Annotated in this window: 14 protein-coding genes; 12 read left to right on the forward strand and 2 right to left on the reverse strand. The window is 67.6% G+C overall.

Annotated elements, in window-relative coordinates; translation table 11 throughout:
• Window positions 1–9: 9 nt before the first annotated feature.
• Window positions 10–4905, reverse strand: a complete 4896-nt coding sequence (locus tag LC092_RS06945; RefSeq protein WP_263627041.1) for a VCBS domain-containing protein — start codon at window positions 4903–4905, stop codon at window positions 10–12.
• A 397-nt stretch (window positions 4906–5302) separates the two neighbouring features.
• On the opposite strand from LC092_RS06945, the gene LC092_RS06950 reads away from it, so the two are divergent.
• Genes LC092_RS06950 through LC092_RS06965 form a run of 4 tightly spaced genes read left to right on the forward strand, consistent with a single transcriptional unit; the run spans window position 5303 to window position 10984 of the window.
• The gene (locus LC092_RS06950) at window positions 5303–6607 is read left to right on the forward strand and encodes a TolC family outer membrane protein (protein ID WP_224805724.1); all 1305 of its coding nucleotides are present in this window, start codon (window positions 5303–5305) and stop codon (window positions 6605–6607) included.
• A gap of 13 nt (window positions 6608–6620) precedes the next feature.
• Window positions 6621–8861, forward strand: coding sequence for a type I secretion system permease/ATPase (locus tag LC092_RS06955; protein ID WP_224805725.1), 2241 nt, complete (start codon window positions 6621–6623; stop codon window positions 8859–8861).
• On the forward strand, window positions 8858–10171 hold the full coding sequence (locus LC092_RS06960) for an HlyD family type I secretion periplasmic adaptor subunit (RefSeq protein WP_224805726.1): 1314 nt from the start codon (window positions 8858–8860) through the stop codon (window positions 10169–10171). The genes LC092_RS06955 and LC092_RS06960 overlap by 4 nt, the downstream gene beginning before the upstream one ends.
• 36 nt (window positions 10172–10207) lie before the next feature.
• Window positions 10208–10984 carry a transglutaminase-like cysteine peptidase gene (locus LC092_RS06965; RefSeq protein ID WP_224805727.1) on the forward strand — a complete coding sequence of 259 codons (777 nt, stop codon included), beginning with the start codon at window positions 10208–10210 and terminating at the stop codon, window positions 10982–10984.
• A 16-nt stretch (window positions 10985–11000) separates the two neighbouring features.
• On the opposite strand, the gene LC092_RS06970 is transcribed toward LC092_RS06965, so the two are convergent.
• On the reverse strand, window positions 11001–11759 hold the full coding sequence (locus LC092_RS06970) for an SDR family NAD(P)-dependent oxidoreductase (protein ID WP_224805728.1): 759 nt from the start codon (window positions 11757–11759) through the stop codon (window positions 11001–11003).
• A gap of 390 nt (window positions 11760–12149) precedes the next feature.
• On the opposite strand from LC092_RS06970, the gene LC092_RS06975 reads away from it, so the two are divergent.
• From LC092_RS06975 to LC092_RS07010, 8 genes are all read left to right on the forward strand, one after another.
• The gene (locus tag LC092_RS06975; RefSeq protein WP_224805729.1) at window positions 12150–12866 is read left to right on the forward strand and encodes a FadR/GntR family transcriptional regulator; all 717 of its coding nucleotides are present in this window, start codon (window positions 12150–12152) and stop codon (window positions 12864–12866) included.
• Window positions 12856–13881: an ABC transporter ATP-binding protein gene (locus LC092_RS06980; RefSeq protein WP_224805730.1), complete on the forward strand. Its 1026-nt coding sequence runs from the start codon at window positions 12856–12858 to the stop codon at window positions 13879–13881. Before LC092_RS06975 ends, LC092_RS06980 begins: the two co-directional genes overlap by 11 nt.
• A complete protein-coding gene (locus tag LC092_RS06985; RefSeq protein WP_224805731.1) occupies window positions 13878–15014 on the forward strand; it encodes an ABC transporter ATP-binding protein in 1137 nt (378 codons plus the stop codon). Before LC092_RS06980 ends, LC092_RS06985 begins: the two co-directional genes overlap by 4 nt.
• Window positions 15015–15228: 214 nt before the next feature.
• Window positions 15229–16740: an ABC transporter substrate-binding protein gene (locus LC092_RS06990; RefSeq protein ID WP_224805732.1), complete on the forward strand. Its 1512-nt coding sequence runs from the start codon at window positions 15229–15231 to the stop codon at window positions 16738–16740.
• Window positions 16741–16834: 94 nt separating this feature from the next.
• Window positions 16835–17635: a glycosyltransferase family 25 protein gene (locus LC092_RS06995; RefSeq protein WP_224805733.1), complete on the forward strand. Its 801-nt coding sequence runs from the start codon at window positions 16835–16837 to the stop codon at window positions 17633–17635.
• Between the two features lie 43 nt (window positions 17636–17678).
• Window positions 17679–18626, forward strand: coding sequence for an ABC transporter permease (locus LC092_RS07000; RefSeq protein WP_224805734.1), 948 nt, complete (start codon window positions 17679–17681; stop codon window positions 18624–18626).
• A complete protein-coding gene (locus LC092_RS07005) occupies window positions 18623–19501 on the forward strand; it encodes an ABC transporter permease (RefSeq protein WP_224805735.1) in 879 nt (292 codons plus the stop codon). Before LC092_RS07000 ends, LC092_RS07005 begins: the two co-directional genes overlap by 4 nt.
• A 34-nt stretch (window positions 19502–19535) precedes the next feature.
• On the forward strand, window positions 19536–21323 hold the full coding sequence (locus tag LC092_RS07010) for a gamma-glutamyltransferase family protein (protein WP_224805736.1): 1788 nt from the start codon (window positions 19536–19538) through the stop codon (window positions 21321–21323).
• The last annotated feature ends 22 nt before the right edge of the window (window positions 21324–21345 follow it).

Here is a 21345-nt window from a genome sequence, read left to right on the forward strand (position 1 = left end):
CCACGCCGCCTAGACGGCAATCTCGGCAGCGCCCGGTGCGCTGTCGAAGACGATGTCGATGGCGGCTCCCGCGCCGACGCCGGTGAGAACCGCCACGTCGACGAAGTCCGCCGCTGTCCCGCTGCCGTCGGCATCGACGCTGACGATCGTGTTGCCGCCGTCCTGGCGGATGCTGAAGAAATCCGCTTCGGCGCCGAGCGTGAAATAGGCTTGAAGAAGGGCCGAGATGTCGAGCCGATCCTCGCCGGGCATGAAATCCGTGATGGTGTCGACGCCGTCGAAATCGCTCATCGCGAAGGTGTCGGCCTGCGCACCGCCGGTGAGCGCGTCGAAGCCCGGACCGCCGGCCAGCACGTCCTCCCCGTCGCCGCCCTCCAGCGTATCGTCGCCCTCAAGGCCAAGGAGCCGGTCGTTGCCGCCGAGCCCGCGTAAGGTATCGTCGAGCAACCCGGGCAGGGGGGCTTCCGCGCCCTCGCCGTCGGCCGCGTCCGCGCTGCCGCGTCCGATCAGGAGTTCGTCGGCATTCGTGCCCGTGACCTCGTCCGCCGCGTCGGAGGCGCCGCGCGCGATCGAGGCGAAGGCCGTGGAGGTCGCCTCGCCGTCGTCGCCGACCTGGTAGAAAAAGCCGTCGCCCGCGCCGTTCGCCGGGCCGCCCTCGAAAAACTCGAAGTACACGGTGTTGCCGTACTGCCAGGCGCTCTCGTCGGTCAGTTGCAGCCAAATCGGCGCGCCTTCGGGATCGCTGTCGTTGGCAAGCAGCTCCGCCACGGGAATCGCGAGAGTACCGGCCATGGTATTCGTCAAAATGGTCTCGCCGACCGCATCGGGCGCATCGTCGACACCGGTCAGAAGCAGGGAGATCTCATGGGTCACGCTCTGGAGCCCGCTGTCGGTCAGGGTGAGCGTGTAGGTCTGGCTGATCGTATTGCCCGACTTCAGAAAATCGAGATCTGCATCGTCCACGGAGAAGCTCCAGGACACCGTGCCGACGCTGTCGCCGGTCGCCGGCTGCGTCACCGACAGGGAAAGCGTGCCCAGTGGATCGACCGGCTCTCCTTCCCCGATGGTTGCCGAAACCGAGGTGACGGAGATGCCATGCGTGTCGGTCAGGTCGATATCGGTGAAGCCGAAGGCGCCGCTCGTCGTCAGCGTCGCGCTGTTCTCGCCGGGCGCGCCGTCGGCCAGTTCGGCAATTGTGGCGCCGTTCCCGGTCTCCAGTCGGATGTTGTCGATATCGAGCCGGCTGTCGACGACGCCGTCGCCGATATCGAAGACGGCGAAGCCGAGTGTCAGTTCGCCGCTGTCCTCGATGGTGAGCGAGGTGGTCTGCCACCCCGTGCTGGTGGTGTTGCCGACGGTGTTTCCAAGCGCTGCCACATCGGAAAGTTCGGTCACCGCCGATCCGAGCACCACGGCAGCGAAATCGTTGAAGGGCAGATAGTCGCTGGTGGTGAAGCGCCAGTCGAAGGACAGCGTCGCTCCGGCCGTTGCCGCAATCGTCGTGCGCAGCCCCGCGCCTTCCTGCGGCGATCCGTTTCCGAGGCTAGCGAAGCTTCCCGACGTCAGACCGAAGAGCGCTTCCAGCGCGGTGATGTTGAAGGCGCCGGCGCTGGTGTCGAGCAGCGCGGACGCATTGCTTTCGGTGGAAACGCCGGTCTGGGTCTGGGCGTGCGCATTGCTCCAGCCGCTCAGCCCGCCCTCGAAGCCCTCGATCAGCCCGGCAACGATCACCGGCGGCGTGTCGTCGACCGGCTGGATCGTGATGGAAAGCTCTTGCGTGTCGCTCAGGGCAGCGGCGCCGGCCTGATCGTCGACCGCGACGCTCAGCGTGTCGGTGCCGAAGGAATTGGCGAGCGGCGTGTAGACGATGGAGTTGGCAAGCGCCGCGGTGATGGCCGAGGCCGTGCCGGAAAAGGCCAGCGAGCCATCGCTTCCATCGCTGTCGGTGAAGGTGAGGCCCGTCGTCTGCGTCAGCGCCAGCGTGCCGGCGGAGACGGACAGGGTCATGGCAAGCGGGGTGGCGGCTGCATCGACATCCGAAACCGCAAGGCCGCTGATCGTCAGCGGCTCGTCCTCGTCGGTCGACAACTCCGGCAGGGCGGAAACGTCGATCTCCGGCGCATCGTTTTCGCCGGTGACGGTGATTGTCACGGTTGTTGTCGCGGTGCCGTCTGTCGAGGTGACGAGGAAGCCGTCGGTCTCCGTCTGCCCCGCGTTCAGCGCTTCAAGTGCTGCCGAGCCGGTGGCGGGCACATAGGTCCAGGCGCCGGAGGCGGCGATAGAGAAGACGCCATAGGTGCCGGCGACATTGGTCTGCGGCTGGACGCCGGCCTCGCCGGTGTCGCTGTCGGAGACGGTGAGCGTTCCGGAGAGCGTTGCCGCGTCGTCCTCGTCGAAAGCGTCGGAGGTCTTGCCGGCGATGCCGGCCGCGTCATTCTCGCCGGTAACGGTGATTGTCACGGTTGTCGTTGCGGTGCCGTCGGCGGAGGTGACGAGGAAGCTGTCGGTCTCCGTCTGCCCTTCGCTCAGCGCTTCAAGTGCGGCCGAGCCGTTGGCGGGTGCATAGGTCCAGGCGCCGGAGGCGGCGATGGAGAAGACGCCGTAGGTGCCGGCGACATTGGTCTGCGGCTGGACGCCGGCCTCGTCGGTGTCGATGTCGGAGACGGCAAGCGTTCCGGAGAGCGTTGCCGCATCGTCCTCGTCGAAACTGTCCGAGGTCTTGCCGGAGATGCCGGCCGCGTCATTCTTGCCGGTGACGGTGATCGTGACGGTTGTTGTCGCGGTGCCGTCGGTGGAGGTGACGAGGAAGCTGTCGGTCTCCGTCTGCCCTTCGCTCAGCGCTTCAAGTGCGGCCGAGCCGTTGGCGGGTGCATAGGTCCAGGCGCCGGAGGCGGCGATTGCGAAGACGCCATAGGTGCCGGCGACATTGGTCTGCGGCTGGACGCCGGCCTCGCCGGTGTCGCTGTCGGAGACGGCAAGCGTTCCGGACAGCGTTGCCGCGTCGTCCTCGTCGAAACTGTCGGAGGCCTTGCCGGCGATGCTGGCGGCGTCATTCTCTCCGGTGACGGTGATCGTGACGGTCCCCGGGACCGGCGAAACCAGGCCGGTGCTGTCGATCGCCGAATACTGGAACGATACGGTGGCTTTTTCGCCGGCTTTCAGGGCTTCGAAGGCGCCGTTCGTTGCGAAGGTGAAGGTGCCGTCGTCGAAGGTCGTCAGCGTGCCGGCGGACGGCAGGGTGAGCGTGTTCAGGGTAAGCGTGTCGCCCACGTCCGGGTCGGCACCGAGGAAGAGGGCGGTGATCGCGCCGCTCTCGCTCACCGCAAGGTCGATGTTGGCGACCGTCGGCGCGTCGGGTTGCGGCGTGATCGCGATCTCCAGCGGGATGATGATCCAGTCGGTGCCGTCGAAGATGGCGAAGCTCAGGCCGCCGGTCTCGCTGTTCGGCGTCGGCGTATAGGTCAGCCCGTTGAGCGCGGCGTTGACGTCGGCTTCCGATCCGAAGAACACCATGCGTTCGTCGTCGACGCCGTCGCCCTGCTGGAAGGTCAGGCCTTGGGTCGTGGCGAGGGTGACGGTCGAAAACGCGGTGATGTCGATGGCGACCGGGCCGCTTCCCGGCAGATTGACGACAAGGCCGGTGATGACGGTGGATGTGTCCTCGCCGGTGACGATGTCGAAGGAGGGGAGCGAGAATGAGAAGACATCCGGGGCCTGTGCGCTCCCCGGATCGCCGGTTCCCCCGCTGTATTGCGGCGGGCCGCCTTGCTGGCCGCCGCCCGGGCCGAGCAACCCCAGGCCGTTCGGCGGCGGGGATCCGTCAAGCGGTCCAAGCAGCGAGCCCTGATCGCCGAGCGGCGGGGGAGCGCCGTCCTGTCCGGGCGATGGCGGGCCGTCGTCGGTCTGCCCCGGCTCGCCCTGTCCTTGTTGTCCGTTGCCGCCGCCGTCCTGACCGGGGTCGGAATCGCTCGGCGGCGCGGATTGGCGGTATGTGCTGAAGGCGCGGGCGATCTCGGCCTGTTCTGCTGCGATCTCCGCCTGGCTCTTCGGTTCGATCAGCGGCGATGCGCCGATGCTGAACAGGCTGAGCACGATGTCCGTGCTCGACACGCTGCCGAGCAATTGCCCGCTGACCCGGTCGAAGAGCTGATAGGAGCCGACGCGCCCGTCCGGGTCCGGAGACAGCGAGAACCGTGTGGCGCCATCGACAGCGGAAATCTGCACGATCGGGGTCGTGCCGCGAATGCCCATGGTCGCGACCGGGGTTTCCACGCGCATGTCGCCGGTGGGGGCGACCTGTCCGGTGACGAAGACGAAGGTGCCCTGCACCAGGTTCATCACCATCGAGTTGTCGGAGCCACTGGGAGAATAGATCAATTCGTCGAGCACCATCCGGGCGCCCGCAGACAGGGAAAACACCGTGCCGTCGACGAAGGTGATAGAGAGCGCGCTCCCGCCCGCGGTCTCAACGACATCGCCCTGGAAGACCGGCGCGCCCTGCACCAGCGGCTCGCTCGTTCCGTTCGCGTGCCGCACCGTGGCGCTGCCGTCCACCGTCGAGACGCTGCCGATCGGGTCGGCACCGGCGGTCTGGCCGAGCTGGGCATATTGGCCGGGCGCGCGCGGTCCGGCGAGGGCGGCGACGGTCTCCGCCGTCAGCAGCGCTCCGTCGGGGGAGTGCAGTGCCGGCGGTGTCGCGTGAGCGAAGTAGTCGGCAATGACATGGCCGCTGCCATCCTCTCCGGAAATGACAAGGTCGGACCCTGCGCGGGCATAGTTGCCGGAAAACAGCAGATGTGCGTCGGGCACGAGCACGGCGGCCGGTCCGGCGGCACCCGTTTCGCTGGAAATGATGTCTTGCGCCAGGCCATTACTGGTCGAAGGGCGCGCGTCGAGAGTCAGCATGGCGTGTCTCGATGTCCGGGGCCCGCCTGAGGCACCTGCCTTCAGGTTTGCCTCAGGATGTATAAGTCTTTTACCATTTGTTAAGAAGTTTGTCTTCTGGCGTAATCGTAAAAAATACATTATAGTTACGTTACGAGAGATAAGAAAACTTCTTCGCGATGACTTAAAGATGAAAAGTGCTACTACAAAGTTCTGACTTGTCGTTTGCTTGTATCGTAGGTTTTTTGCGGCTTTTTCATCGGGCGTAGTGGCGCGCAGTTGGCACTGGAAGAACAAGAGTGCATTGTTTCGAAAAGACTTGATGAAAATACGCGCGTTGAGTGGGGGCTACATGAGGCGGATACTCGTATTTCTTGCAGGGTCTTTTATGCTGTGCCTGCCTGCCGATGGTCAGGCGATGGATCTGTCTTCGGCGGTCGAATATGCGGTTGCAACAAATCCGCGTATTCTCGAGGCCGCAGCCAACCGGCGGGCGGTCGACCAGGAGCTTGAGGAGGCGACCGGCGCCTATCTTCCGCGGCTCGACATCGAAGGCGCGATCGGACCGCAGATGCTTGAGCGGCCCAATGCCTCCAATGCCGCAAATCTCGGCGTGTGGCGCCTGTCGCGGGAGGTGAGCCTTGTCGCGCGCCAGACCGTGTTCGACGGCTTTGCCCGGGCCAATGAGGTCTACCGGCAGGAAGCGCGCATCGACGGGGCCGCGGCGCGGGTGATGGAGCGTGCCGAGGTGATCGGTCTGGAGGCGGTGGAAACCTATCTCGACGTGCTGCGCCACCGGCGGATCCTCGACGTCGCGACCCGCAACATCCGCATTCACCGCGACTTGCTGGCGCGCGTGCGCACACGGGTCGACGGCGGCTCCGCCACCGTTGGCGAGTTGCGCCAGGCGGAAGAGCGCCTCGCCGGCGCTGAGGCCGTGCACGCCGATATCCTGAAGGCGGTGGGGGCGGCGGATGCGCGCTTTCAAAACGTGATCGGTCGCGAGCCGCTGAAACTCGCCCGGGCCGGCCCGCCGCGCGGATTGCCGCCGTCGCAGGCGGCCGCCGTGGCGCTTGCGCGCACTCGCCATCCGGCGCTCCAGACCGGAGGCGCGGACGTCAATGCCGCCGAAGCGGCCTTCGACCAGACCCGCGCGCCCTATCTGCCGCGTGTCGATCTGGAAGGCCGGGCGACCATCGGGCAGGACCTCGACGGCACGCCGGGGCAGAACAACGACTTTTCCGTTCGCCTGTCGATGTCGTGGAACATCTTCAACGGCGGCATCGACCGGGCGCGGCGCATGCGCGAGGGCGAGCGCGTCACGGAAAGCAAGATGCGGCTCGACCAACTTCGCCGGACGGTGGACGAGACCGCGCGGCGGGCCTGGTCGGATATTTCCGCCAACGACCTGCGGCTTGCAGCACTGAAGCGCCAGAAGTCGGCCGCGATCGCGGTGATTTCCACCTATGACCAGGAGTTCGAGGCCGGGCTGCGCGACCTGCTCGACCTGCTCGACGCGCAAAGCTCCGCCTTCAACGTCGAGGTCCAGCAGATCAGCGCCCAGACTATCGCGGTCTTTGCCCGCTACCGGCTGCTCGCCGCCACCGGCGGCCTGCTGCGCAGCTTCAACATCACGCCCCCGGCGGAGAGCATTTCGCTGCCGCGGGAGCGTCCCTGGTTTGTCGGCGGCAAGCCGCTGATCGAGCCGCTGAACAAGTGGTAGGGGTGGTGGGAGGATGCGTCACGATCACGGGTCTTCCTTTCCCGAACCGCCCGCGCCGCGCGCTGAACCGTTTCACCCGGACACGGAAACGGGTTCGGCCGCGTCCGCAAACGGCCTGCTCGAGGCGCTTGTGCATGTCGCGCGGGTCCATGGACTGTCACCCAGCGCCGATGCGATCCTTTCCGCCGTCGCGGCCGATCCCGAGGGGCTGACGCTCGCCGGGCTTGAGGAGGCCGCCGACGGGCTCGGCCTGCGCACGCATGTCGCGCGCCTGTCCTGGCGGCGGATCCCGCAGGTGTCGCTTCCCGCCATCGTGTTCGACGCGGATGGAAGCGCTGTCGTGCTCACCGGCGTGTCGCGCGCGACCCGGACGCTGGAAATCGTCGCGCCGGCGGCCGGGACCTCATCCCATAGGGTAGAGGCCGGCAGCTTCGGCGGCGGCGGGGCGCTCATCTGCGTCTTTCTGGCCCCGGCCACCGGCGGTGGGGCCGATCCGGGCGAGGCCGGTGCCGGTGCCGGCGCACTGCAGCGCGGCCACTGGTTCTGGTCGGCGGTCCGGCGGCTGTGGCCCGACTATCTCCAGGTCGTGGTCGCGGCGCTGATCGGCAATCTGCTGGGACTTGCGACCCCGCTCTTCGTGATGAACGTCTACGACCGGGTGATCCCCAATCTCGCGATCCCGACGCTCTGGGCGCTGACCGCCGGCGTCGTCCTGGCGCTCTTGATGGATTTCGCGCTCAAGATCCTGCGCACGCGCATTGTCGACGATGCCGGGCGGCGGGTGGACATGGCGGTGGCAGGCCGGATGTACGACAAGATCCTCGCCATGCGGCTGGAGGCGCGGGCCGACACCACCGGCGCCCTGGCAAATCGCATCCGCGATCTCGATACCGTGCGCGACGTGCTGACCTCCTCCACCGTGATCGCGCTGACCGACATGCTGTTCATCGGCGTGTTTCTCTGGGTGATGTGGGTGCTGGTCGGGCCGCTGGCGGCGATCCCCGCCCTTGCGGTGCCGCTGGTCCTCCTCGTCACCGGTCTGGTGCAGATCCCGCTCGCCGGCGCCCTGCGCGCCAGCCAGACCGATACCGCCCGCCGCCAGTCTTTGGTGGTGGAAACGCTCTCCGGCCTGGAGACGGTCAAGGCCGCCGGGGCGGAGGGCTTCCTGCGCCGTGCCTTCGACCGGGCGGTGGCGGTCGCCAGCCGCTCGACCGCGCGGGCGCGCGGCTGGGCCAATCTCGCCGCGTCCTTCACCGCCCTGGTGTTTCAGGGCGTGTCGATCCTGATCGTGGTCTTCGGGGTCTTTCTGGTGGTGGAGGGGCGCATCACCATCGGCGCGCTGATCGCGGCCAACATCCTGGCCGGGCGCGTGTTGGCGCCGCTCGGCAACATCGCGCAGACGCTGGCGCGGCTGCATCAGGCCCGCGCCGCGTTGCAGGGGCTCGACGGCCTCATGACGGCGCCGCCCGAACGCGCCCGCGATGCTCGTGCCCACGCTCATGCCCGCGTATCTGCGGCCGCCGCCGTCGAGGCGCCCGAGGCTGTCGGCTTCCAGCGGGTGTCCTTCACCTATCCGGGCGCACGGGACCCGGCGCTTGACGGTGTGAGCTTCTCGATCGCCCGCGGCGAGCGTGTCGGCATCATCGGCCGCGTCGGCTCGGGCAAGTCAACGCTCGCCCGGCTGATCGGCGGGCTCTACGATCCCACTGCCGGCACCTGTCTGCTCCACGGCACGGACGCGCGCCAATATGCCGCCGCGACCCTGCGCCGGGAGGTCGGCGTCTGCCTGCAGGACGCGGAACTCTTCACCGGGACGCTGGGCGAGAACATCGCCATCGGCCGGCCCTTCGCGACGGAAGCGGATCTCGAGCGCGCGGTGCGGCTCTCCGGCGTTGCGGCCTTCGCCGCGCATCATCCCCTCGGCCTCGATCTGCCGGTCGCCGAACACGGACGCAATCTTTCCGGCGGCCAGCGCCAGGCGGTGGCGCTGGCGCGCTGCCTGATCCGGCGTCCGGGGATCGTCTTTCTGGACGAGCCCACCTCGGCGATGGATGTCTCCAGCGAGCGCGCGGTCTGCGCGAACCTGAAGACCCTTGCCGCGGAGGGGGTGACGCTGCTGATCGCCACCCACCGCGATGGCCCGCTCGATCTGGTGGACCGGCTGCTGGTGTTCGAGGCCGGGCGGCTCGTCATGGACGGGCCAAAGGCGGAGGTGCTGGACAAGCTGCGCGGCGGCGGGGAGGGCGCGCGATGAGACCGCCGCGCGACGAGGCCTTCGCAAACGATGTGCGCGCCGCATTGATCCGGCGGCGCGGCACGCGGGTCTGGCCGCTGCTGCTGGTGCTTGTCGTCTGTCTGGGCGCGGGCATTGCCTGGGCGCATTACGCGGTGATCGAGGAGGTCACCGCCGGCAGCGGGCGTATCATCGCCTCGTCGCAGACGCAGGTGGTGCAGCCGCTGGAGGGCGGGCGGATCGCCGCCATCGAGGTCGCGGAAGGCGACATTGTCGAGGCGGGGCAGGTGCTCTTGCGCATCGACGACACCGACGTTGCCTCGCAGTTGGGCGAGCTTCGCCAACGGCGGCTGGCGCTGACGATGCGCGGCGACCGGCTGCGGGCGGAGGCGACCGGCACGCCCTTGCGGTTTTCCGTGAGGGGGCGCCAGGCGGAGGATCTCGTTTCAGGAGAGCGCGCGCTTTATGCCGCCCGACAGGCCGCGCTTGCCCGGGAACTGTCGGTGATCGACCAGGTGCTGGCGCAGCGCCGGCTGGAAAAGGTCGAGCTGGAAACGCGGCTGGACGAAACCCGCGGCACCATCGAGCTGCTCGACCGCGAGCTCGGCAAGGCCCGCGAATTGCAGAAACTCGGCGCCTATCCGGAGATGGACCTGCTGCGGCTGGAGCGTCAGGCGCGCACGGAGAAGACCGAAATCGCGGTCTTGGACGCTTCGCTGCCGCGCGCGGCGGCTGCCATCGAGGAGGCGGAGGCGCGCCGTGCCAGCGCCATGAGCGGTTTTCGCGCCAAGGCGCATGAGGACTTGACCGCGACCCTGTCGGATCTCTCGGTGCTGGAGCAGACCCTGCGCTCCGCGGAGGACAAGGTGCGCCGCACCGTTCTCAAGGCGCCGGTGCACGGCATCGTCAACAAGCTGATGGTGACGACGCTTGGCGCGGTGGTGCGCCCGGGCGAAAGCATCGCCGAACTGGTGCCGCTCGACGACACGCTGCTGGTGGAGGCGCGGATCCGGCCGAAGGACGTTGCCTTCGTGCGACCGGGGCAGGAGGCGAGCGTCAAGGTCACGGCCTATGACTTCACCATCTACGGCGATCTGCCCGGGCGGGTGGAGCGCATCAGCGCGGATAGCATCGCCGACGAAGAGGGGCGAACCTACTACCGCGTGGTTGTTCGCACGGAAAAGACCTTCCTTGGCGAGGAAAAGGATTCTTTACCATTGATTCCGGGAATGGTGGTTTCTGTCTCCATCTTAACCGGAGAGAGAACAGTCCTGAATTACCTTCTGAAGCCAATAATAAAGGCGCGCTCGGAAGCTTTCCGCGAGAGATAATGCGGGTTCGGCGCGCCGCTTCAGGGGTGTCGAACCATGCGGATGCCGGTCGCTGCGCCGCGCCTTGCGCGCGTGCGTGCAGTCTGTGCGTTGTCCTTTGCCGCGCTGCTGGCCGTGGCTGTCCTGTCGCCCTCCGCGACCGCGGCCTCTTCCAGTCCGTTCGAGAGAGCCCCGCCTGTCCCGCCCCGGCCTGCCGCCATCCTTGCCGGCGTTCCCGTCGATGCGGCGCCGCAACTGCGCTCCGCCCCGGCGACCCGCAACACGCCGCTTGCCCGGCGCTGGGCCCGGGCGCGGGCACGGCTTGATGCGGAGCTGGCGTGGCTGATGTCCTGCGAGCGCGGGGCATGCCGCGATCCGCGCGCGGCCGAGTGGGGCCGCATGCGCGGGCTTATCGCCGCCGCGCCGGCTGCTGCGCGCCCGGCGCTCGTTCAGGCCGGCGTCGGTCGCAGGATCCGCTATCTTGCCGATGCACCGGGCGATGACCACTGGGCGACGCCGCTTGCAACCCTTGCCCGCGGGGCCGGCGATTGCGAGGACATCGCCATCCTGAAATACGCGCTGCTGCGCGCCGGGGGCATTGACGAGGCCGATCTCGGCCTGATGGTTCTCGCGACTGCCGGCGGCGGCGGGCATGTCGCGCTGCTTGTCGGCAAAGAGCGACCGCTGGTCCTCGACAACCGCTTCCGCCGCCCGCGTCCCGCGTCCGCGCTGGCCGAGGATCGTCTGGTGGCGCTGCTGTTGCCGCGGGGTTTCGTGCCTGCGAAAGACAGCGGTACACCGGCACAGCGCCTTGCGGCAACCGCCGGGCTTTGATGCCTCCGCAACCTGCTCAAAAAGCGGAAATACCGCCGTCGACGGCGAGCGCCTGACCCGTGACATAGCTGTTGTCGGGTGAAATCAGCGCGATCATCGCGGCGACGACCTCCTCCGGTTCGGGCAGGCGTTTCATCGGTGCGCCAGCGGCGAGCCGCTCGGCGCGGTCGGCGAGCGGGCCGTCGCTCAGCATGGCAGTCGGGCTGTAGTAGGGGCAGACCGCATTGACGCGAATGTTGTCGCGGGCGTGTTCCACCGCCGCCGTTCGGGTGATGCCGATCACCGCATGTTTTGCCGCCGAATAGGCGGCAAGCCTCGGACCGGCGCCGATGCCGGCGAGCGAGCTGACGTTCAGGATCGCGCCGCCGCCTTGCGTCCGCATCTGCCGGATCTGGTGCTTGACGCCGAAAAATACCCCCTTGGCATTCACCGCGAGGGCGAAATCGAGGTCTGCCTCGGTGGTGTCGATGAGCGGCTTCACCTCGCCGGTCGCACCCGCGTTGTTGACGGCGATGTCGAGCCGCCCGAAGGCGGAGACGGCCGCGGCCACCAGCGCCTCGACCTCGGCCTCGCGGGTCACGTCGCAGCTTTTCGCGACGACATCGGGCGTGGTTTCGCGCAGCGTCGCGGCAAGCTGCTCCAGCGCGCCGGCGTTGCGGTCGCCGAGGACGAGCCGGGCACCGGCGGCGGCAAGCCGCGCGGCCAGACGCCGGCCGAAGCCGCCGGCGGCCCCGGTGATCAGCACGACGTGTTCGGCAAAGGCATCGTCCGCCATGGCTTGTTCCCCCTCCCCAGGTGAGCGAAGCCCGGAGGCTCTCCTCCAGGCCCGACCAGTTGTGTCAGGACGTGCGGTCAAAGCCAATCCCCGAGGCCCCGCGAAAGCCGCGCGACCGTGTGTCCTTGCGGCAGACAGGCGCCGCCATGCGCAGGCCGGACCGTGGCTTCCGCGGGCTGTCGGGTAACCAAAGTGGAGATTGGTTCTGCGCCCCTTGCGGGAAACGAAGAAAACCTGCGATTCGAGGTCGAGAATCGTTCAGAAAGTTATTTTTCAGGCGCATTGATTGAAATTTTTGCACAAGGTGCTGCAATCAGAGGCTTGCCAAGTTTCACTGTTCAAGAAATAATCGAACCAATATCGCAAAAGGTTCACAAGGGTTCCCGCGTCTTGTCAGGCTCTCCCCAATCGCTGCGAAATTCCAGTCTCGCGCTCGAACGGTTGCGCATCATCGTCGACCAGCTTGAGCTGGAGGCGCGAGAGCAACTGCCGACCGAGCGGGAGCTTGCCGAGGAGATCGGCGTCGGCCGCCGCGCCGTTCGCCGCGCGCTCGACGTGCTGGAGGCGGAGGGGCGCATCTGGCGGCGTCAGGGGGCCGGAACCTTCATCGGCGCGGCGACGCGGCTGACCGGCGCGCAACAGATCGCGCGGCTTCCGCAGATGAGCAACATGTTCGAGGTGATGGAGGTCCGGCTGCGGCTGGAGCCGGCGCTGGCGCGGCTTGCCGCGGTCAGGGCCTCCGCCGCTGACGTGGCGCGGATGCGGGCCCTGTGCGACAGCGTTTCGCGCGCCGACGACATGGACAGCCGCGAGCTGTGGGACGGCGCGCTGCACCGCGCCATTGCCGAGGCCGCGGGCAACACGCTGTTTCTCGCCGTCTTCGAGGTGGTCGACCGGGTGCGTCAGGACGACACCTGGCGCCACGTGCGCGAGGCGCTGCGCACCCATGTCACGGCGGAACTCTACACCTCGCAGCATTCCGAGGTGCTCGATGCCATCGAGCGGCGCGATCCGGTCGCGGCCGAGCGGGCGATGCGCCGGCATCTGCTGTCGCTTCAGGAGCGCCTCCTGCTGCAGTCTTCCGAGGAGCTCGCCGATGCCGAGTGACGCGATCGAGCCGGTGGCCCCGCTGCTTGACCTTGAGGGGCTGTCGATCCGCTTCAAGGGCGCGCGGGCAAATGTCGTCGACGGCGTGTCGCTGTCGGTCAGGCCGGGCGAGACCCTGTGCATCGTCGGCGAGAGCGGCTGCGGCAAGTCGGTGACGGCGCTGTCGCTGATGGGGCTGCTGCCGATGCCGCCGGCGGAGATCGTCTCCGGGCGGGCGATGTTCGAGGGGCGCGACCTGCTGCATCTCAGCCGCGCCGAGCTCGGGGAAATCCGCGGCGACCGCATGTCGATGATCTTCCAGGAGCCGATGACCTCGCTCAACCCGGTCTATACCGTCGGCGACCAGATTGCGGAAATCGTGCTGCGTCATCGCCGGATCGGCAAGCGGGAAGCCCGCGCCCATGCGCTTGAGATGCTGCGCCGGGTCAAGGTGCCGGCGGCGGAAAAGCGGCTGGACGACTATCCGCACCAGCTCTCGGGCGGCATGCGCCAGCGCGTAATGATCGCCATGGCGCTGGCCAACGACCCGCAGCTCCTGATCGCCGACGAGCCGACCACGGCCCTCGACGTCACCATTCAGGCGCAGATCCTCGACCTGATCCGCACGCTCCAGAAGGAAAGCGGCACCGCGCTGGTGCTGATCACCCACGACCTCGGCGTCGTCGCGGAGATCGCCGACACGGTCGCGGTGATGTATGCCGGGCGCGTCGTGGAGCAGGGCAGCGTCGATGCGGTGTTCGACGATCCGCAGCATCCCTACACCATCGGCCTGATGAGTTCCGTGCCCTCGCTCGGCAAGCGCACGGGAAGCCTTGCGACCGTGCCGGGCATGGTGCCGACCGTGGACACCATGCCGGACGGCTGCCGCTTCGCGCCGCGCTGTCCTTTCGCGAGTGACGCCTGCCGCCGGGAGGTGCCGCGGCTGCGCGCCGTCGGCGGAGACGCGGACGCGGCGCATCGCGTTGCCTGCGTGCATGCGCCGCTCGAGGCGACCTTCGGCGGGGTGGCGGCATGAGTGATACCCGGACGAATGCGCCTCAGGCGCCGACGGGCGAGGCGGGCGACTACGTGCTGGAAGCCCGCGACCTGACGCGTCACTTCAAGGTCGGCTCCGCATTCCTGTCGAAGCCGCAGGTGGTGCGGGCCGTCGACGGGGTGTCGCTGGGGGTTCGCCGCGGCGAGACGCTGGCGATCGTCGGCGAGAGCGGTTGCGGAAAATCGACGCTGGCGCGGCTGCTGCTGCGGCTGATCCGCCCCAGTTCCGGGCAGGTGTTCTATGATCGGCAGGACATCAGTGCCCTGCCGGAAGGCGAGATGCGCCGGCTGCGCAAGGACCTGCAGTTCATCTTCCAGGATCCGTTCTCCTCGCTGAACCCGCGGATGACCGTGGGGGCGATCATCGAGGAGCCGATGCGCGTGCATGGCATCGGCACCCGCGCCACCCGTCCGCAGCGGGTCGCGGACCTCCTGCGCCGTGTCGGCCTCAGGGCGGAATTTGCCAACCGCTACCCGCATGAATTTTCCGGCGGCCAGCGCCAGCGCATCGGCATCGCCCGTGCGCTCGCCTCCGGTCCCAAGGTGCTGATCGGCGACGAGCCGGTCTCCGCGCTCGATGTGTCGATCCAGGCGCAGGTGATCAACCTGCTGGAGGAGCTGAAGGCGGAGTTCGACCTGACGCTGGTGCTGATCGCGCATGACCTGGCGGTGATCCGCCACATGAGTGACCGGGTGGCGGTGATGTATCTGGGCGAGATCGTCGAGCAGGGGGAAACCGATATCCTCTATGACGCGCCGCTGCATCCCTACACCCAGGCCCTGATGCGGGCGATCCCGATCCCCTCGCCACGCAGCCGCAAGGTGGATGCCGGGCTGAAAGGCGATGTGCCGTCGCCGCTGGCGCCGCCGCCGGGCTGCCGCTTTCACACCCGCTGTCCGCTGGCGAGCGACGTGTGCCGCGCCAAGCGCCCGCCGCTCGCCGAGGTGGAACCGGGGCGTTTCGTCGCCTGCCATCACTGGGAGGCCGCGCGCGCCGGTGTGCCGGCGGCAGCGGATGCGCCGGCGCATTCGCCTGCGGCCGAGCGGCGTTTCGCGCTTTACCGGGAACGCAGTCTCGCCGCGACGGCGGACGGCGCGGAGCGCGCGTCGTGACCGCGGACTTCAGCCATCGTCTTCCGTTCCGCGCGGGGCAAGATGCCCGCCGCGCGGGGCGGCAGTTTACCGGACACGGTGTTGCCGGCGGCCTTCGCCGGCGCGCGCGTCCGCCCTGCCGTAGCCGGACACCCCGGACGCGGCCCCTTGGCGGGGGCGCGTTCACAAGATCCGGCATGGTCCGACCGAGTTCATCTCACCAGAGGAGCGTTAGATGAAAACCAAACTGCTAGCCGCAATGCTGTTCGCCCTTGGCGCCTCGACGGCGCTGACGGTCCAGGCCGCCGATCTGCGCATCGGCCTCCAGGAAGACCCGGACGTGCTCGATCCCGATCAGTCCCGCACCTTCGTCGGCCGTATCGTCTATGCGTCGCTGTGCGACAAGCTGGTCGACATCACCCCGGATCTTGAAATCGTGCCGCAGCTCGCCACGGGCTGGTCCTGGTCCGAGGACGGCAAGACCCTGACGATGGACCTGCGCGAGGGCGTGACCTTCCATGACGGCACGCCGTTCGACGCGGAGGCCGTCAAGGCCAACATCGACCGCTCCAAGACCATGCCGGAAAGCCGGCGTAAGTCCGAGGTGAAGTCGATCGAAAGCGTTGCCGTGACCGGCCCGTATCAGGTCGCCTTCACGCTGACGGCGCCTGACGCGACCCTGCTTGCCCAGTTCGCCGACCGCGCCGGCATGATGCTGTCGCCGGCGGCGACCGCCGCCGCCGGCACCGACTTCGGCGCCAAACCGGTCTGCTCGGGTCCCTTCTCCTTCGTCGAGCGCATCCAGCAGGACCGGATCGTGCTGGCGAAGTTCGCCGACTACTGGAACGCGGACGCGATCCACTTCGACACGGTGACCTTCCTGCCGATCCCCGATACGACCGTGCGTCTTGCCAACCTGCGCGCCGGCGATCTCGACATGCTGGAGCGTCTCGCGGCGACCGACGCGGCTGCCGTCAAGGGCGATGCCGGGCTGGTCTATGCGGAGGCCGTCAGCCTCGGCTACCAGGGCATCACCGTGAACGTCGACAATGGCGAGCGCGGCGACAATCCCTTCGGCAACGAGGCGAAGCTGCGCCAGGCGTTCTCGCTGTCGCTTGATCGCGACGCGATCAACCAGGTGGTGTTCGAGGGCGCCTTCGCGCCGGGCAACCAGCCGTTCCCGCCGACGAGCCCCTGGTACGACACGTCGCATCCGGTGCCCGCGCGCGATGTCGCCAAGGCCAAGGAACTGATGAAGGAAGCCGGATACGAGACGCTCGACGTCGAGGTCCAGGTCGCCAACAACCCCGTGCAGACGCAGATGATGCAGGTGGTCCAGGCGATGGCGGCGGAAGCCGGCTTCAACGTCAAGCTCAAGTCGATGGAATTCGCCAGCCTGCTCGCCGACCAGTCGGCCGGCAACTATCAGGCGAGCCAGGTGGGCTGGTCGGGTCGCGTCGACCCGGATGGCAACATCCACCAGTTCATGACCTGCAAGGGCGGCATCAACGATTCCAAATACTGCAACCCGGAGGTCGACCGGCTGCTGGATGCGGCGCGCACGAGCAACGATCTGGCCGAGCGCAAGAAGAGCTATGATGCGGCCCGGACGATCCTCGCCGAGGATATGCCGATCATCTATCTCTACCACCCGACCTGGATCTGGGCGCTGGATGACAAGATCGAGGGCTTCACCCCCTATCCGGACGGCATGATCCGGCTGGAGAACGTGAAGTTCAAATCCTGATCCATCCCTGTCCGACACTGCGAAGGGCGGTGCAGCCGCCCTTCGCCCGCTCTTTTGTACCGTCCCTGTTTCGCCACCGGTCGATGCGCTAACAATGTCCATGATGCAGACCTTCCTCATCAATCTCGACCGGGTTCCGGAGCGCCTTGCGCTGATGGAAGAGCGGTTTCGCGCCCATGGCGCCGCGTTCGAGCGGGTCCCGGCGGTCGATGCGCGGCTCTTGAGCGACGCCGACATCGCCCGCTACGTGGACGGCATCGGCTACTGGGGGCGTCTGTCGAGATCCGAGGTCGCCTGTTTTCTCAGTCACAGGCTGTGCTGGCAGCGGATCGTGGACCGCGACCTGCCATACGCGCTGGTGCTGGAGGACGACGTCAGGCTCGGAGAGGATGTCGGCGAACTGCTGGCACAGACCCGCTGGATCCCGCAGGATGCGGATCTGGTGAAGCTTGAAACCAGCCTCAAACCGGTCTGGCTCGACCGGTCCGTTGCCGCGCGGGCTGCCGGGCGCAGTGTGACCCGGCTCTACTCCTCCCACGATTGCACCGCCGCCTATGTCGTGTCGCTTGCGACCGCCCGCCGCCTCCTGCGCGAGACGCAGCGGTTTCGTGACGAGGTGGACGAACTGCTGTTCACCGAGCGCTCGGCGCTGAACCGGAGCCTGACGATCTACCAGATGGATCCAGCGCCTTTCGCGCAGGAATGGAAACTCGGCGACGTGGACGGTATTCCGGGCCTCGCCAGTTCCCTCAAGGACCGTGACGAAAAGGTCTGGCCGAAGCGCTCCCTGCCGGTCCGGCTGCGGAACATGGCCGGCCAGGGGCGCCGCGACCTGACCCAGGCCGTCATGGAGTTCCTCGGCCGCCGCCACACGACCGTGGTCGCCTTCCGATGACCGCCCGTCTTGCCCCTCCCGCCCGCGCAACAGGACCAGCGTGATGCTTTCCTTTATCCTTCGCCGCCTGCTGATCGCCCTGCCGACGCTCGTGCTGGTGTCGATCTTCGTCTTCACCCTGCAAAAGCTCCTGCCGGGCGATCCCGCGCTGGTGCTTGCGGGCGAGGAGCGCGACCCCGAGACGCTCGCCTTCATCCGCGAGAAATACCATCTCAACGAGCCGATCCTCTATCAGTACTTCTATTGGGTCGGCGGCTTGCTGCAGGGGGATCTGGGCATTTCGCTGAGGACCAACCAGCCGGTCCTGACGCTGATCGCCGACAAGCTGCCGGTGACGATCCAGCTTGCCGTGATGGCGATGATCATCGCCATGGTGATCGGCATCCCGGCCGGCATTCTCTCCGCCGTCAAGAAGGGCGGGCCGGTCGACTATATCGCCAATTTTCTGGCGCTGTCGGGCCTCTCGATCCCAAATTTCTGGCTCGGGATCATGTTGATCCTGCTGGTGTCGGTCAATCTCGGCTGGCTGCCGGCGTCGGGCTATGAATCGATCTTCGTCGATCCGGTGCGCTCGCTGGAGACGATGATCATGCCGGCCTTCGTGCTCGGCACGGCGCTGGCCGCCACCTTGATGCGGCATACCCGCTCGGCGATGCTCGGCGTGCTCAAGGCCGACTACGTGCGCACCGCCCGCGCCAAGGGCTTGAGCGAGCGCGTCGTCGTGATCAAGCATGCCTTTCGCAACGCGCTGCTGCCGGTGGTGACGCTGGGCGCGCTGCTCTTCGGCGAGCTGCTTGCCGGCGCCGTTTTGACCGAGCAGATCTTCACCATTCCCGGTTTCGGCAAGCTGATCGTCGATGCGGTCTTCACCCGCGACTATGCGGTGGTGCAGGGCGTCGTGCTGTGCACCGCCGCCGGCTTCATCCTGATGAATCTGATCGCCGACGTGCTCTACGTCCTGCTCAATCCGCGCATGAGGAACGCCCAGTGACTGGTGCAACCGTTTCCCCCGCTGCTGACGGTCTCGCCACCCGGCGCCAGAGCCGGGTCTGGAGCAAGCTGAAGCGCAACCGCGGCGCGCTGGTCGGCGCGGTGATCGTCGGCTTCTTCGTGACCGTTGCAGCCCTTGCTCCGCTGCTGCCGATCGCCGATCCCACGGCGACGAGCTGGAGTGCCGTGCGCAAGGCGCCCTCCGCGCTCTACTGGCTCGGCACCGACGAGATCGGCCGCGACATCTTCTCGCGCATGATCTGGGGCGCGCAGGCGTCGCTGCTTGCCGGCGTCGTCTCCGTGCTGATTGCGGTCGCCATCGGCGTGCCCTTCGGACTGGTGTCCGGCTATTTCGGCGGCTGGATCGACCAGGCGATCTCGCGGGTGACCGATGCGCTGCTGGCGACGCCCTTCCTGATCCTGGCCATCGCGCTTGCCGCCTTCCTCGGCCCGAGCCTGACCAATGCGATGATCGCCATCGGCCTGTCGGCGACGCCGATCTTCATCCGCCTGACCCGCGGCCAGGTGCTCAGCGTCAAGACGGAAGACTATGTGGAGGGCGCGCGCGCCATCGGCTTGAGCGACCTGGCGATCATGTCGCGCTACATCCTGCCCAATGTCTTTGCGCCGATCCTGGTGCAGGCGACGCTGACCATTGCCACGGCCATCATCGCGGAGGCGAGCCTGTCCTTCCTCGGCCTTGGCCAGCAGCCGCCCTATCCGAGCTGGGGGTCGATGCTGAATGTCGCCAAGAACTTCATGACCCAGGCGCCCTGGATGGCGTGGTGGCCGGGCGCCGCGATCTTCCTCGTCGTGCTCGGCTTCAACCTTCTCGGCGACGGCCTGCGCGACGCGCTCGACCCGCGCGAGAGCTGATCAAGAAACCAAACAAGAAATTTCGGGAGCTTCGATGTCCACCTTCACCACCCGTCCGGAAATCCAGGGCACCTTCGGCGTTGTCACCTCGACCCATTGGATCGCCTCGGCGGTCGGCATGCGCATTCTCGAGATCGGCGGCAATGCCTTCGACGCGGCCGCGGCCACCGGCTTCGTGCTGCAGGTCGTCGAGCCGCACCTCAACGGACCGGGCGGGGACATGCCGGCAATCGTCTATGACGCGGGCCAGGACCGGATCGAGGTGATCTGCGGCCAGGGCGGCGCGCCGGCGGGCGCGACCATCGAACGCTACAAGGCGGAGGGCATCGACCTCATTCCCGGCGACGGTCTGCTGGCGACGGTGATCCCGGGCGCCTTCGACGCCTGGATGGTGATGCTGCGCGACCATGGCAGCCTGCCGCTGCGCGAGGTGCTCGAACCGGCGATCCACTACGCCGAGGCCGGCCATCCGGTGCTGCCGCGCGTGAGCGCGACCATCGAGGGGCTCGGCGGCTTCTTCAAGGAGCACTGGCCCACGTCCCATGCCACCTGGCTGCCGGGCGGCTCCGCGCCCGAGGCGCATGCGCTGTTCAAGAACCCGGTTCTGGCGGAAACCTGGAAGCGTCTGCTGCGCGAGGCGGAATCCGTGTCCGGACGCGAGGCGCAGATCGAGGCGGCGCGCGCCACTTTCTACCGCGGCTTCATTGCCGAGGAGATCGACACATTCCTGCGCGAAACCGAGGCGATGGACGGCAGCGGCCAGCGCCACAAGGGGGTGATGACCGGCGAGGATCTGGCCGGCTGGCAGGCCGGCGTCGAGGCGCCGCTGACCTACGACTATCACGGCTGGAGCGTCGCCAAGACCGGGCCCTGGGGCCAGGGGCCGGTGCTGCTGCAGAGCCTGGCGATCCTGAAGGGCATGGATGTCGGCTCGCTCGATCCGGCCGGGTCCGACTTTGTCCATCTTGTCACGGAGACGATGAAGCTCGCCTATGCCGACCGGGAGGTCTATTACGGCGATCCGGATTTCGCCGAGGTGCCGATGGAGCACCTGTTGTCGGACGCCTACAACGCGGAGCGTCGCAGGCTGATCGGCCTGCAGGCATCCCTCAGCCTGCGGCCCGGCACCGTGCCCGGTTTCGAGGACCAGTGCGCGCGCGCAAGCGCCGCCATCGATGCGCTCGGGGTTTCGGACAAGGGCGTCTACGAGCCGACGATGGCGCATCTGTCGGAGCGGCGCGGCGATACGGTGCATATCGACGTCATCGACCGCTGGGGCAACATGGTCTCCTCGACGCCCTCGGGCGGCTGGCTGCAGTCCTCCCCGATCATTCCGGGTCTTGGCTTTTGCCTGAACTCGCGGGCGCAGATGTTCCTGATGACGCCGGGCCTGCCGACCTCGCTTGCGCCGGGCAAGCGGCCGCGCACGACGCTGACGCCGAGCCTTGCCTCGCGCGACGGAAAGCCGATGCTTGCCTTCGGGACGCCCGGTGGCGACCAGCAGGACCAGTGGCAGCTCTCGCTGTTCCTGCGGCTGGTGCATCACGATCTGAACCTGCAGCAGGCCATCGACATGCCGCTGTTCCACACCACCCATTTCCCGGCCTCCTTCCATCCGCGCAAGCGCGCGCCGGGCCATGTGATGGTGGAGGAGAACTTCGGCGAGGGCGTTTTGAATGCCTTGCGCACCCGTGGCCATATCCTCGACGTGGCGCCGCCCTGGACCATCGGGCGTCTGACCGCGGCCAAACGCGAGGCCGACGGCCTGTTGAAGGCGGCGGCGACGCCTCGGCTGATGCAGGCCTATGCCATCGGGCGCTAAGGCTGGGCCGCAGCGAAAAGGA

It is taken from the genome of Stappia stellulata (genome assembly GCF_020176715.1).
GTDB lineage: Bacteria > Pseudomonadota > Alphaproteobacteria > Rhizobiales > Stappiaceae > Stappia.

Bases quoted from the DNA above. Each gene is read 5' to 3' on its own strand.
- LC092_RS06945 (WP_263627041.1), bottom strand. From the start codon at position 4,905: ATGCTGACTCTCGACGCGCGCCCTTCGACCAGTAATGGCCTGGCGCAA.
- LC092_RS06950 (WP_224805724.1), top strand. From the start codon at position 5,303: ATGGATCTGTCTTCGGCGGTCGAATATGCGGTTGCAACAAATCCGCGT.
- LC092_RS06955 (WP_224805725.1), top strand. From the start codon at position 6,621: ATGCGTCACGATCACGGGTCTTCCTTTCCCGAACCGCCCGCGCCGCGC.
- LC092_RS06960 (WP_224805726.1), top strand. From the start codon at position 8,858: ATGAGACCGCCGCGCGACGAGGCCTTCGCAAACGATGTGCGCGCCGCA.
- LC092_RS06965 (WP_224805727.1), top strand. From the start codon at position 10,208: ATGCGGATGCCGGTCGCTGCGCCGCGCCTTGCGCGCGTGCGTGCAGTC.
- LC092_RS06970 (WP_224805728.1), bottom strand. From the start codon at position 11,759: ATGGCGGACGATGCCTTTGCCGAACACGTCGTGCTGATCACCGGGGCC.
- LC092_RS06980 (WP_224805730.1), top strand. From the start codon at position 12,856: ATGCCGAGTGACGCGATCGAGCCGGTGGCCCCGCTGCTTGACCTTGAG.
- LC092_RS06985 (WP_224805731.1), top strand. From the start codon at position 13,878: ATGAGTGATACCCGGACGAATGCGCCTCAGGCGCCGACGGGCGAGGCG.
- LC092_RS06990 (WP_224805732.1), top strand. From the start codon at position 15,229: ATGAAAACCAAACTGCTAGCCGCAATGCTGTTCGCCCTTGGCGCCTCG.
- LC092_RS06995 (WP_224805733.1), top strand. From the start codon at position 16,835: ATGTCCATGATGCAGACCTTCCTCATCAATCTCGACCGGGTTCCGGAG.
- LC092_RS07000 (WP_224805734.1), top strand. From the start codon at position 17,679: ATGCTTTCCTTTATCCTTCGCCGCCTGCTGATCGCCCTGCCGACGCTC.
- LC092_RS07010 (WP_224805736.1), top strand. From the start codon at position 19,536: ATGTCCACCTTCACCACCCGTCCGGAAATCCAGGGCACCTTCGGCGTT.